Genomic DNA, 12,567 nt, shown 5'->3' with positions numbered 1-12,567 from the left:
GGAAAGTTAAATTGATGAGTTTCCGCCGGGAGTTCCTCTTTTATGTCCTCATCTCGTCTGCAACAACAGTTCATCCGTCTGTGGCAATGCTGCGAAGGCAAGCCCCAGGAAACCACGCTCAATGATTTAGCGGATTTGCTCAACTGCTCCCGCCGTCATATGCGGACACTGCTTAACGCCATGCAGGAAAAGGGCTGGCTAAGCTGGCAGGCAGAAGCCGGCAGGGGCAAGCGCTCGCAGCTCACCTTCCTGTATACCGGGCTGGCGCTCCAGCAGCAGCGGGCGGAAGATCTTCTGGAACAGGATCGAATCGATCAACTGGTGCAGATCGTCGGCGACAAGGCCGCGGTGCGGCAGATGCTTATCTCTCATTTAGGGCGTAGCTTCCGTCAGGGCCGACATATCCTTCGCGTCCTTTACTATCGCCCGCTGCTGAATCTGCTGCCCGGTTCGGCGCTCAGGCGCTCCGAAACCCACATTGCCCGCCAGATTTTCAGCGGCCTGACGCGGATAAATGAGGAAAATGGGGAACTGGAAGCGGATATTGCCCATCACTGGCAGCAAATTTCCCCTTTACGCTGGCGTTTCTTCCTCCGCCCCGGCATTCATTTCCATCACGGCCGTGAGCTGGACATGCTGGATATCATCTCTTCCCTGCAGCGCATCAACACCCTGCCGCTGTTTGCCCACATCACGCAGATAACCTCGCCGACGACCTGGACGCTGGATATTCACCTCAGCCAGCCGGATGACTGGTTGCCGTGGCTATTGGGCAGCGTGAACGCCATGATCCTGCCGCGTGAATGGACAACGATGCCCGATTTTGCCAGCCAGCCGGTCGGCACCGGGCCTTATTCCGTCGCTCGCAACAATCGAAACCAGTTAAAAATCCATGCTTTTGATGATTATTTCGGTTTCCGGGCGTTGATCGACGAAGTTAATTTCTGGGTGTTACCTGAAGTCGGAGAAGAATCCAGCTGTGGCGTTCAGCTTCAGGGCATGCCGGACAGCGAAAAAGCCGTTGAAAGCCGCCCGGAAGAGGGCTGCTACTACCTGCTGTTTGATAGCCGCTCAACGCTCGGCGTTCACGAAGGCGTACGCCAGTGGATTGGCCATATTCTCTCGCCGGTCAACCTTATTTACCGCGCTGCCGAGCAGTATCAGCAGTACTGGTTCCCCGCCTACGGCCTTCTGCCACGTTGGCACCATTCGCGTCCGGGACCGCTTACCGCAAAGCCTGCCGGACTTGAGAGCATCACCCTTACCTACTATCGCGATCACGTAGAGCACCGCGTTATCAGCAATATCATGACCGAACTGCTGGCCGAGCAGGGCGTGAAGCTGATTGTTCAGGAGATAGATTACGCTGAGTGGCATCAGGGCGACGCCGAAAGTGATATCTGGCTGAACAGCGTGAACTTCACTATGCCGCTGGAATACTCCCTTTTCGCCCAGCTGTATGAAGTCCCGCTGATTCAAAAATGTATCCCAATCGACTGGCAGGGCGATGCCCGACGCTGGCACAGTAAAACGCTGGCATTGCCGGAATGGTGCAGGCAAATGCTGGAACGTAACGACGTTATCCCGTTGATTCACCATTGGTTACGCATTGAGGGGCAGCGCAGCATGCGCGGTGTGCGCATGAACACGCTGGGCTGGTTTGATTTTAAATCGGCCTGGTTTGCCCCGCCTGGCCCATAACGTTTTCGTAACACAGCTTTCGTAATTCCGGGGAAGTCAGTAGAATCCCCCCTGCTCAACGGGGTGCCAGGACAATTTGTCCGCGCTGAGATAATACCCGTCGAACCTGATCCGGATAACGCCGGCGAAGGGATTTGAGACACTCACTCAATTCCTTTGCCCCCTTTTACTGAGGTGCAAAGTGTTCAAAAAATTTCTGCCGCTGCTGGCGCTGGTTGCCACGCCCGTTTTCGCTAACCCCGTTTTAACTGTTTACACCTACGACTCGTTTGCCGCTGACTGGGGCCCTGGCCCGGCGGTGAAAAAAGCCTTTGAAGCCGACTGTCACTGCGAGCTGAAGTTCGTGGCGCTGGAAGACGGCGTTTCGCTGCTGAACCGCGTGCGCATGGAAGGCAAGAACAGCAAAGCAGACATCGTGCTGGGGCTGGATAACAACCTGCTGGATGCGGCCTCGCAAACCAAACTGTTTGCCCCTTCTAACGTCGAAACCAGCGCTTTGCAGGTGCCCGGCGGCTGGAAGAGCAACACCTTCGTTCCCTATGACTACGGCTACTTCGCTTTCGTTTACGACAAGAACAAGCTAAAAAACCCGCCGAAGAGTCTGAAAGAGCTGGTTGAAGGCGACCAGAAATGGAAGGTGATATACGAAGATCCACGCACCAGCACGCCGGGGCTTGGCCTGCTGCTGTGGATGCAAAAAGTCTACGGCGATAAAACCCCGGAAGCCTGGCAAAAGTTAGCGAAGAAAACCGTCACCGTCACCAAGGGCTGGAGCGAAGCTTACGGCCTGTTCCTGAAAGGCGAAGCCGATCTGGTTCTGAGCTACACTACGTCACCGGCCTACCACATCATCGAAGAGAAGAAGGATAACTACGCCGCAGCGGACTTCAACGAAGGGCATTATCTGCAGGTTGAAGTCGCGGGCCGGCTGGCGAACAGCAAGCAGCCAGAACTTGCCGAGAAGTTTATGAAGTTCATCACCACGCCAGGTTTCCAGAACACTATTGCTACCGGCAACTGGATGTATCCTGTGACCAACGTGGCGTTGCCTGCCGGCTTCGACGGGCTGGTAAAACCAAAAACCACGCTGGAATTTACGCCTCAGCAGGTGGCTGCCCAGCGCGCGGCATGGATTAACGAATGGCAACGCGCCGTCAGCCGCTAATTCCGGGCTGGCTATGTCCGGGGCTATTTGCCGCGACGCTTGTCGTGGCGGTAGCCCTGGCGGCTTTTCTGGCGCTGTGGCTTAACGCCCCGCAGACGGATGTCTTTGCTCTTTTGCAGGACAGCTACCTTTGGCACGTCCTGCGCTTCTCTTTCTGGCAGGCGTTCCTTTCCGCAGTACTCTCCGTTTTCCCGGCGATATTTTTAGCCCGGGCGCTGTACCGACGCCGTTTTCCTGGCCGAATGGCGCTGCTGCGGCTTTGCGCCATGACGCTGGTTCTGCCGGTGCTGGTTGCGGTATTCGGCATTCTCTCCGTTTACGGGCGTGAAGGCTGGCTGGCAACGCTAAGCGGCTGGCTTGGTCTGGAATGGCGTTTCTCCCCTTATGGGCTGCAGGGAATTTTGCTGGCGCACGTTTTCTTTAATATGCCGATGGCGACCCGCCTGCTGCTTCAGGCGCTGGATAACATCCCCACCGAGCAGCGCCAGCTGGCGGCCCAGCTGAATATGCAGGGCTGGCACTTTTTCCGCTTCGTCGAATGGCCCTGGCTACGCCGACAAATACTCCCGGTAGGCGCGCTAATTTTCATGCTTTGCTTCGCAAGCTTCGCCACCGTGCTGTCTCTGGGCGGCGGCCCCCAGGCAACCACCATCGAACTGGCTATCTTTCAGGCGCTAAGCTACGACTACGATCCGGCAAAAGCGGCGCTGCTAGCGCTACTACAAATGTTCTGCTGCCTGGGTCTGGTGCTGCTCAGCCAGAAGCTAAGCAAGGCGATACCTGTCGGCGTAAGTCAGCTTCAAGGCTGGCGCGATCCGCAGGATTCTCTGCGCAGAAAGATTTGTGATGCCCTGTTTATCCTTCTGGCCTTGCTTCTGCTGCTGCCACCACTGTTGGCGGTAATGGTGGACGGCATTAATAGCAGCATGGGCAACGTACTGCAGCAGGCCGCACTGTGGAACGCGCTTTGGACTTCGCTGCGCATTGCCGTTGCAGCCGGGCTGATTAGCGTGACGCTAACCCTGATGCTGCTTTGGAGCTCGCGCGAGCTTCGTTTGCGTAACCGTATTTTCGCCGGACAGGCCATTGAACTTAGCGGTATGTTGATTCTGGCGATGCCGGGAATCGTCCTCGCCACTGGCTTCTTCTTACTGCTAAACAATACCGTGGGCCTGCCGCAATCCGCCGATGGCATTGTGATTTTTACCAACGCCCTGATGGCGATCCCTTACGCCCTGAAGGTGCTGGAAAACCCGATGCGCGACGTCGCCGAGCGCTACGCTCAGCTTTGCCAGTCGCTGGACATCCGTGGCTTTAACCGCCTGCGATTCATCGAGTTAAAAGCCCTGAAACGCCCGATAGCACAGGCGCTGGCCTTTGCCTGCGTACTGTCGATTGGTGATTTCGGCGTGGTGGCGCTGTTCGGCAACGAAGACTTCCGTACACTGCCCTTCTGGCTATACCAGCAAATCGGCTCATACCGTAGCCAGGACGGTGCGGTTACGGCGCTGCTGCTCCTGCTGCTTTGCTTTATGCTGTTCACTCTGATTGAAAAACTTCCGGGACGTGATGCTAACTCTGACTGATGTAACCTGGCTGTACCAGCACTTACCCATGCGCTTTTCTCTGAAGATTACGGCGGGTGAGCGCGTGGCGATCCTTGGGCCGAGCGGGGCGGGGAAAAGTACGTTGTTGAGCCTGGCTGCTGGTTTTCTGCAGCCCGCGAGCGGCAGTATCGTCATAAACGGTCAGGATCACACCCGGACACCGCCTTCAGCTCGCCCGGTCTCCATGCTCTTTCAGGAAAATAATCTGTTTAGCCACCTGACGGTTCGGCAGAATATTGCCCTGGGGATGCACCCGGGGATGAAGCTCAATGAGATTCAAAAGCAGCGGCTGCTGGAGATAACTGAACGCGTAGGGATGACGGAGATGCTGGATCGCCTGCCGTCTCAGCTTTCCGGTGGCCAGCGGCAGCGTGTTGCACTGGCTCGGTGCCTGGTGCGCAAGCAGCCGGTATTGTTGCTGGACGAGCCCTTCTCGGCACTCGATCCCGCGCTACGTAAGGAGATGCTGCAGCTGCTCGACGAACTGTGTCGGGAGCAGCACCTGACGCTGCTGATGGTATCGCACAGCATCGACGATGCCGCACGAATCGCCGGACGGAGCATAGTGGTAAAAGACGGGCGCATCGCGTGGGACGGCGACACGGCTACTCTGCTAAGCGGCGAGGCGAGCGCCTCGACGCTGCTGGGCATCGGCAATTAGTGCGATAGCACTTTCCACAAAATATCCCAGTAAACCGGCATCAACGGATGCTGAAGCAACGCGACGAAACTGGCGATACCGGCAGCCAGCATTAGCGGTGCCAGCCAGTTTAACCGCGACTGAGGCAGATAGCGGGTCAGGCGATCGGTACCACGTTTGCCGCTGCGGTACCAGCGCCAGCACAGCCATGCGGCCAGCCACAGCAACAACGCCACCGCCAGCAGCAGCCACTTAAAGCTGCCGCTCTGCATATCCGCCGGAATATCAATTGCGGCTCCAGCCAGGATCCCCGGCATAAAGTAGAGCGGTGGCCAGAGCAGGCACCCGATAATGTTCGGCGGTAAAAACTTAGCCAGCGGCAAATCCAGCATCCCGGCAACCATCGGAACCAGCGGGCGCGTAGGGCCGACAAAGCGCCCGATCAGGATAGTAAAGAGGCTGTGCTGATGCAGGGCATGCTCGGTTTTATCCAGCAGCGCCTTGTTCTTCTTCATAAACGACCAGCGGTGCAGCGGGCCTTTAAAACGCTGGCCCAGCCAGAATGAAACCCAGTCCCCTAACAGGCAACCAACGATTCCGGCCCCCCAGGCGTAGTAGAAATTAACCTGCCCCCCACCGATAAGCGCGCCGAGTCCAGCCATCATTACCGTACCCGGCAGGATAAGCCCTACCAGCGCTAATGATTCAAAAAAGGCCACCAGCATCACCGCGAAAAGCGAATATGCAACTGACTGTGTAATAAAGTGTTCCAGCAAGGCTTCCATAAGCTTTCCGTCGATAAGCGAGCGGGCGATTCTCCAGAATTAACGTGATGGACGTCAAGGTATCATTTATATGAATAAATAATAGCCGGGAAAGTTCCGGACAATTCGCACTCAGCGTTAACGATACCAACGATAACACTGTATATAAATGCAGTAACCACCGGTTTTTTGCGCTATAATCAAAACACTTTTCCTGAAAGAGAATGCAGCGTGTCTCAAGCTCGTCAGGGGTTTCTGTTGACCAGGCACTGGCGAGACACCCCACGCGGTACCGAAGTCGACTTCTGGCTAGCCACGGACGAAGGCCCGCTTAAGGTGCGCCTGCCGCCGCAGGAGTCCGTCGCCTTTATTCCCCAGGCGCAGTTCGCTCAGGCCCAGCGCCTGCTGGCCGGTGAAAACCTGTTCCACCTTACCCCCCTTGAGCTTAAAGATTTTCATCGCCAGCCGGTAGCCGGCCTCTATTGCCAGCAGCATCGCCAACTGATGAGGCTGGAGAAGCTGTTGCGCGACGGAGGGGTCACCGTTTACGAGGCAGATATCCGCCCACCGGAGCGCTTCCTGATGGAGCGCTTTATTACCGCGCCGGTTTGGTTTAGCGGCAAGCTTCAGGGAGACGTTCTGCTTGATACCCGGCTGAAGCCCTCACCGGCATACCGCCCGCCGCTAAAATGGGTCTCGCTCGATATCGAAACCAACCGCCACGGCGAGCTTTACTGCATCGGCCTTGAAGGCTGTGGTCAGCGTCACGTCTACATGCTGGGGCCGGAAAACGGCGACGCCAGCGGCCTGGATTTTACGCTGGAATACGTGGCCAGCCGCCCGCTTCTGCTGGAGAAACTTAACGCCTGGTTTGCCGAGCACGACCCCGATGTCCTGATCGGCTGGAACGTGGTGCAGTTCGACCTCCGCGTACTGCAAAAAATGGCGGAACGTTACCAGGTTCCGCTGCGTTTAGGGCGTGGTAACAGTCTGCTGGAATGGCGCGAGCACGGCTTTAAGCAAGGCGTATTCTTTGCTCAACTTGCAGGCCGGGTAATTATCGACGGCATTGAGGCGCTAAAATCGGCGTTCTGGAACTTCTCTTCCTTCGCCCTGGAAACCGTTTCCCGTGAACTGCTGGGCGAAGGTAAATCTATTGATAATCCATGGGATCGCATGGATGAGATCGACCGCCGCTTTGCCGAGGATAAGCCCGCACTGGCCACCTATAACCTCAAAGACTGCGAGCTGGTCACGCGTATTTTCCACAAGACCGAGCTGATGCCCTTCCTGCTGGAGCGCGCGACGGTCAACGGCCTGCCGCTGGATAAGCACGGCGGCTCGGTAGCCGCTTTCAGCCATCTCTATTTCCCACGCATGCACCGCGCAGGTTTTGTCGCGCCTAATCTCGGCGAGGTACCTCCGCAGGCAAGTCCAGGCGGATATGTGATGGACTCTCGCCCCGGTCTATATGACTCGGTATTAGTGCTGGATTATAAAAGCCTGTACCCGTCAATTATCCGCACCTTTTTAATCGACCCGGTCGGCCTCGTCGAAGGCACAGCACGGCCGGACGCGGAGCATGCCGTCGAGGGGTTCATCGGCGGCTGGTTCTCCCGCGAGACACACTGTCTGCCGGAAATCGTCAGCCAGATCTGGCACGGCCGGGACGAGGCAAAACGCCACGGTAACAAACCGCTCTCTCAGGCGCTCAAAATCATCATGAATGCCTTTTACGGCGTACTGGGCACCAGCGCCTGCCGCTTTTTCGATCCGCGTCTTGCCTCGTCGATCACTATGCGCGGGCATGAGATCATGCGTCAGACAAAGGCGTTGATTGAGTCTCAGGGCTATGACGTCATTTATGGCGACACGGATTCAACCTTTGTCTGGCTGAAAAAAGCCCATAGTGAAGAAGATGCCGCACAGATTGGCAGGAGGCTGGTTGAGCACGTAAACGGCTGGTGGCGCGAGCACCTGAAAACCACTCAGAACCTGGACTGCGCCCTTGAACTTGAGTACGAAACTCACTTCTGCCGCTTTCTGATGCCCACCATTCGTGGGACAGACCAGGGCAGTAAAAAGCGCTATGCCGGGCTGATTCAGGAGGGCGATTCACAGCGGATGGTATTTAAGGGGCTGGAAACGGTGCGAACAGACTGGACGCCGCTCGCCCAGCATTTCCAGCAAACGCTCTACCTGCGGATTTTCCGCGGCGAGCCCTATCAGGACTATATTCGTGAAACGATAGCCAGCCTGATGGCGGGCGAGCTTGACTCACAGCTGGTCTACCGCAAAAGGCTGCGCCGCCCGCTGAGCGAATACCAGAAAAACGTCCCGCCGCACGTCCGCGCGGCAAGGCTTGCCGATGAGCATAACCAACGTCTGGGCAGGCCTGCGCAATACCAGAATCGCGGTACGATAAAATATGTAATGACCATGCATGGCCCGGAACCCGTTGATTACCAACAGGCTCCGCTGGACTATGATCACTATCTGACACGTCAGCTACAGCCCGTTGCCGAAGGGATTTTACCCTTCCTTGAAGATGACTTTGCTACACTGATGACGGGGCAGATGGGTCTGTTTTAAAAACACGCTAAATAATTTGGCTTACGGCCTGGCGGCAAGGGCGTGACAAAATTCAGGTAAGCAATTTTGAACGTAGTTTACTTCGGCCCCAAAGGGTGAAACTCATGGAGGAGTTGAATAAACGGAGCGCTACCAACACTGCTGTCATTCGAAGAATGAGGAGTGCGTGACGAATCCGTTGCCATCCAGTACCATAGCGCCCTTTCTTCGAATCCATAGACCCAATTTTAAACAACTGCGCCTCTGATGCGTGGTTGTCATGCTATTGCCTGCACATTTAAGTCACTGAAATAGAGCCTAAAACTTATGCCTTTTACACTTGGTCAACGTTGGATCAGCGATACCGAAAGCGAACTGGGACTGGGAACCGTTGTGGCGCTGGATACGCGCATGGTGACCCTGCTCTTCCCGGCAACGGGTGAAAATCGTCTGTACGCCAGAAATGACTCTCCAATCACCCGCGTGATGTTTAACCCGGGCGATGTGATTACCAGCCATGAAGGCTGGCAGCTGAAAGTTGATGAAGTTAAGGAAGAAAAGGGTTTGCTCGCCTACTTCGGCACCCGACTTGATACCGAAGAACAAGACGTTCTACTGCGTGAAGTATTCCTCGACAGCAAGCTGGTATTCAGCAAACCGCAGGACCGCCTGTTTGCCGGGCAAATCGACCGCATGGACCGCTTCGCACTGCGTTTTCGCGCCCGTAAATACCAGAGCGAGCAATCTCGCCAGATCTGGAGTGGCCTGCGCGGTATGCGCACCAGCCTGATCCCACACCAGCTGAACATCGCACACGATGTTGGTCGCCGCCATGCGCCGCGCGTGCTGCTCGCCGATGAAGTGGGTTTAGGTAAGACCATCGAAGCCGGGATGATAATCCACCAGCAGCTGCTGGCCGGTAGCGCCGAGCGCGTTCTGATCGTGGTACCAGAAACGCTGCAGCATCAGTGGCTGGTCGAAATGCTGCGCCGCTTTAACCTGCGCTTTGCCCTGTTTGACGACGAGCGCTACGCCGAAGCCCAGCACGACAGCAGCAACCCGTTTGACACCGAACAGCTGGTTATCTGTTCCCTGGACTTTGTCCGCCGCAATAAGCAACGCCTGGAAAATCTGTGTGAGGCGGAGTGGGATCTTCTGGTGGTCGATGAAGCCCACCACCTGGTGTGGAGTGAAGAAGCGCCAAGCCGCGAATATCAGGCTATCGAACAGCTCGCCGAGCATGTACCGGGCATCCTTCTGCTGACCGCGACACCGGAACAGCTGGGAATGGAAAGTCACTTTGCGCGCCTGCGCCTGCTGGATCCAAACCGCTTCCATGATTTCGCCATGTTTGTGGAAGAGCAGCAGCACTACCGCCCGGTAGCGGATGCCGTTGCCCTGCTGCTGGCGGGTGACCGTCTGACCGACGAACAGCTGAATACCATGGGTGAGCTGATTGGTGAGCAGGATATCGAACCGCTGCTACAAACCGCCAACAGCGACCGCGAAGGTAGCGAAGCCGCTCGCCAGGAACTGATCGCCATGTTAATGGATCGCCACGGCACCAGCCGCGTGCTGTTCCGGAACACGCGAAATGGCGTCAAAGGATTCCCGAAACGCGAGCTGCATAGCATCCGTCTGCCGCTGCCAACGCAGTACCAAACGGCGATCAAAGTTTCCGGCATTATGGCCGCACGTAAATCCGTAGAGGATCGTGCCCGTGATATGCTTTACCCGGAGCAGATTTATCAGGAGTTTGAAGGGGACACCGGCACCTGGTGGAACTTCGATCCGCGCGTCGAGTGGCTGATGGGTTACCTGACCAGCCACCGTTCTCAAAAAGTGCTGGTGATCTGCGCCAAAGCTGCGACCGCTCTTCAGCTTGAGCAGGTTCTGCGTGAACGCGAAGGCATCCGCGCCGCCGTATTCCATGAAGGCATGTCAATTATCGAACGCGACCGCGCCGCAGCCTGGTTTGCGGAGGAGGATACCGGCGCTCAGGTGCTGCTGTGTTCCGAAATCGGCTCCGAAGGCCGTAACTTCCAGTTTGCCAGCCAGCTGGTCATGTTCGACCTGCCGTTTAACCCCGATCTGCTGGAACAGCGCATCGGGCGTCTGGACCGTATCGGTCAGGCGCACGACATTCAGATCCACGTTCCATACCTGGAAAAAACCGCCCAGTCGGTGCTGGTGGACTGGTATCACGCGGGTCTTGATGCCTTCGAACACACCTGCCCGACCGGCCGCACGATTTATGACAGCGTCTATCCGCAGCTGATCGAGTATCTTGCTGCGCCGGAAAATACCGAAGGCTTTGACGCCCTGATCAAACAGTGTCGCGAGCAGCACGATGTCCTCAAGCAGCAGCTTGAGCAAGGGCGTGACCGCCTGCTGGAAATTCACTCCAACGGCGGTGAAAAAGCGCAGGCGCTGGCTGAAGCCATTTCAGAACAGGATAACGATACCAACCTCGTCAGCTTCGCGATGAACCTGTTCGATATCGTCGGTATCAACCAGGACGATCGCGGCGACAACATGATTGTTCTGACACCGTCTGACCATATGCTGGTTCCGGACTTCCCTGGCCTGCCGGAAGACGGCTGCACCATCACCTTCGAACGTGATGTCGCGCTCTCCCGTGAAGACGCGCAGTTCGTTACCTGGGAACACCCGATCATCCGCAACGGTCTGGATCTGATCCTCTCAGGTGATACCGGCAGCTGCGCTCTGTCGCTGCTGAAGAACAAGGCACTGCCGGTCGGTACGCTGCTGCTGGAGCTGGTTTACGTTGTTGAGGCCAAAGCGCCTAAGCAGCTGCAGCTCAATCGCTTCCTGCCGCCGACGCCGGTGCGTATGCTGGTGGATAAAAACGGAACCAACCTCGCGGCGCAGGTGGAGTTTGAGAGCTTCAACCGCCAGCTCAGCGCGGTTAACCGTCATACCGGAAGCAAACTGGTTAATGCGGTGCAGTCCGACGTTCACACCATTCTGCAGCTCGCAGAAGAGAAAGTTGCTGATGCTGCTCAGGCGCTGATCGATGCCGCTCGTGAAGAGGCGGATGAAAAGCTGAGTGCGGAGCTGTCGCGGCTGGAAGCGCTGAAAGCCGTTAACCCTAACATTCGTGACGACGAGCTTGCGGCTATCGAAACTAATCGCCAGCAGGTGATGGAAGCCCTGAGCCAGGCTAACTGGCGTCTCGACGCGCTGCGCCTGATTGTCGTGACGCACCAGTAAATATGCGTCGCTTTACTCAAATCATTCGAGTTGCAGCAAGGCGGCAACAGAGAAAATTCCCAGGGGCTTACTAAAGTAAGTGACTGGGATGACAAATCTGTAGGGAACAGATTTGAACGTTGCTTGCAACGGCCCTGAAAGGGTGAGGCTCGTGGATGAGACGAATAACAGAGAGCAGCCAACGCGGCTGCAGCTTGAAGGATGCAGAGTAAATGCTGATGGAACCTTACAATCCGCCTCTCGATCCCTGGCTGATCATTCTTTATCAGGATGAGCACATCATGGTGGTTAACAAGCCAAGCGGCCTGCTATCCGTCCCGGGGCGTCTTGAGGAACACAAAGACAGCGTGATGACGCGTATTCAGCGCGACTTCCCACTGGCAGAATCGGTCCATCGGCTTGATATGGCGACCAGCGGGGTCATTGTGGTTGCCCTGACCAAAGCGGCAGAGCGGGAGCTTAAGCGCCAGTTCCGCGAGCGCGAACCGAAAAAGCAGTACGTGGCTCGCGTCTGGGGCCACCCGCAGCCGGAAGAGGGGCTGGTGGACTTACCGCTGATTTGCGACTGGCCGAACCGGCCAAAGCAGAAGGTATGCTATGAAACGGGGAAATCCGCGCAGACAGTGTATCAGGTGCTGGACTACGCGGCGGATAATACCGCTCGCGTACAGCTAAAGCCAATCACCGGGCGCTCACACCAGCTTCGCGTACATATGCTGGCCCTTGGACACCCTATCCTCGGCGATCGCTTTTACGCCACGGCAGAGGCGCTGGCGCGAGCTCCCCGTTTGCAGCTGCATGCGGAAATGCTGACCATTACGCACCCGAACTACGGCACGCCAATGACGTTTAAGGCACCTGCCGACTTCTAATAAAAAAGCCTCT

At 56.7% G+C, this 12,567-nt stretch carries 8 protein-coding genes and 1 riboswitch; of the genes, 7 read left to right on the top strand and 1 reads right to left on the bottom strand.

Annotation, left to right across the window (positions count from 1 at the left end; genetic code table 11):
• Nucleotides 1-42: 42 nt before the first annotated feature.
• The 4 genes from sgrR (at nucleotide 43) to thiQ (ending at nucleotide 5,134) form a co-directional block, all read left to right on the top strand.
• Entirely contained in the window at nucleotides 43-1,701 is a 1,659-nt protein-coding gene (gene sgrR / locus VGM55_RS19310) for an HTH-type transcriptional regulator SgrR (RefSeq protein ID WP_154187172.1), read from the top strand.
• Between the two features lie 49 nt (nucleotides 1,702-1,750).
• Nucleotides 1,751-1,852, top strand: a riboswitch (TPP riboswitch).
• 30 nt (nucleotides 1,853-1,882) lie between these two features.
• A complete protein-coding gene (gene thiB / locus VGM55_RS19305) occupies nucleotides 1,883-2,866 on the top strand; it encodes a thiamine ABC transporter substrate binding subunit (protein WP_331636374.1) in 984 nt (327 codons plus the stop codon).
• Nucleotides 2,842-4,452 carry a thiamine/thiamine pyrophosphate ABC transporter permease ThiP gene (thiP, locus tag VGM55_RS19300; protein WP_331636373.1) on the top strand — a complete coding sequence of 537 codons (1,611 nt, stop codon included), beginning with the start codon at nucleotides 2,842-2,844 and terminating at the stop codon, nucleotides 4,450-4,452. Before thiB ends, thiP begins: the two co-directional genes overlap by 25 nt.
• Nucleotides 4,436-5,134, top strand: a complete 699-nt coding sequence (thiQ, locus tag VGM55_RS19295) for a thiamine ABC transporter ATP-binding protein ThiQ (RefSeq protein WP_331636372.1) — start codon at nucleotides 4,436-4,438, stop codon at nucleotides 5,132-5,134. Before thiP ends, thiQ begins: the two co-directional genes overlap by 17 nt.
• On the opposite strand, the gene VGM55_RS19290 is transcribed toward thiQ, so the two are convergent.
• Nucleotides 5,131-5,898 (bottom strand): DedA family protein, encoded by a 768-nt coding sequence (locus tag VGM55_RS19290; protein ID WP_154187168.1) that lies wholly within the window; start codon nucleotides 5,896-5,898, stop codon nucleotides 5,131-5,133. The genes thiQ and VGM55_RS19290 overlap by 4 nt on opposite strands.
• 210 nt (nucleotides 5,899-6,108) lie before the next feature.
• Between VGM55_RS19290 and polB the strand changes: the two genes are divergently transcribed.
• The 3 genes from polB (at nucleotide 6,109) to rluA (ending at nucleotide 12,554) form a co-directional block, all read left to right on the top strand.
• Complete coding sequence (gene polB, locus VGM55_RS19285; RefSeq protein WP_331636371.1) at nucleotides 6,109-8,469, top strand: DNA polymerase II; 2,361 nt, start codon at nucleotides 6,109-6,111, stop codon at nucleotides 8,467-8,469.
• Nucleotides 8,470-8,775: 306 nt separating this feature from the next.
• Nucleotides 8,776-11,682: an RNA polymerase-associated protein RapA gene (rapA, locus tag VGM55_RS19280; RefSeq protein ID WP_154187166.1), complete on the top strand. Its 2,907-nt coding sequence runs from the start codon at nucleotides 8,776-8,778 to the stop codon at nucleotides 11,680-11,682.
• Between the two features lie 212 nt (nucleotides 11,683-11,894).
• The gene (gene rluA / locus VGM55_RS19275; protein ID WP_154187165.1) at nucleotides 11,895-12,554 is read left to right on the top strand and encodes a bifunctional tRNA pseudouridine(32) synthase/23S rRNA pseudouridine(746) synthase RluA; all 660 of its coding nucleotides are present in this window, start codon (nucleotides 11,895-11,897) and stop codon (nucleotides 12,552-12,554) included.
• Nucleotides 12,555-12,567 lie beyond the last annotated feature (13 nt).

The organism is Cedecea sp., assembly GCF_036500665.1.
Taxonomy (GTDB): domain Bacteria; phylum Pseudomonadota; class Gammaproteobacteria; order Enterobacterales; family Enterobacteriaceae; genus Cedecea.
The sequence above is the reverse complement of the archived record's forward strand: the minus strand, read 5'-3'. Positions and strand labels throughout refer to the sequence as shown.

What these genes read in the sequence shown, in the direction of transcription:
- sgrR (WP_154187172.1), top strand. Translation starts at nt 43, where the DNA reads ATGTCCTCATCTCGTCTGCAACAACAGTTCATCCGTCTGTGGCAATGC.
- thiP (WP_331636373.1), top strand. Translation starts at nt 2,842, where the DNA reads ATGGCAACGCGCCGTCAGCCGCTAATTCCGGGCTGGCTATGTCCGGGG.
- thiQ (WP_331636372.1), top strand. Translation starts at nt 4,436, where the DNA reads ATGCTAACTCTGACTGATGTAACCTGGCTGTACCAGCACTTACCCATG.
- VGM55_RS19290 (WP_154187168.1), bottom strand. Translation starts at nt 5,898, where the DNA reads ATGGAAGCCTTGCTGGAACACTTTATTACACAGTCAGTTGCATATTCG.
- rapA (WP_154187166.1), top strand. Translation starts at nt 8,776, where the DNA reads ATGCCTTTTACACTTGGTCAACGTTGGATCAGCGATACCGAAAGCGAA.
- rluA (WP_154187165.1), top strand. Translation starts at nt 11,895, where the DNA reads ATGCTGATGGAACCTTACAATCCGCCTCTCGATCCCTGGCTGATCATT.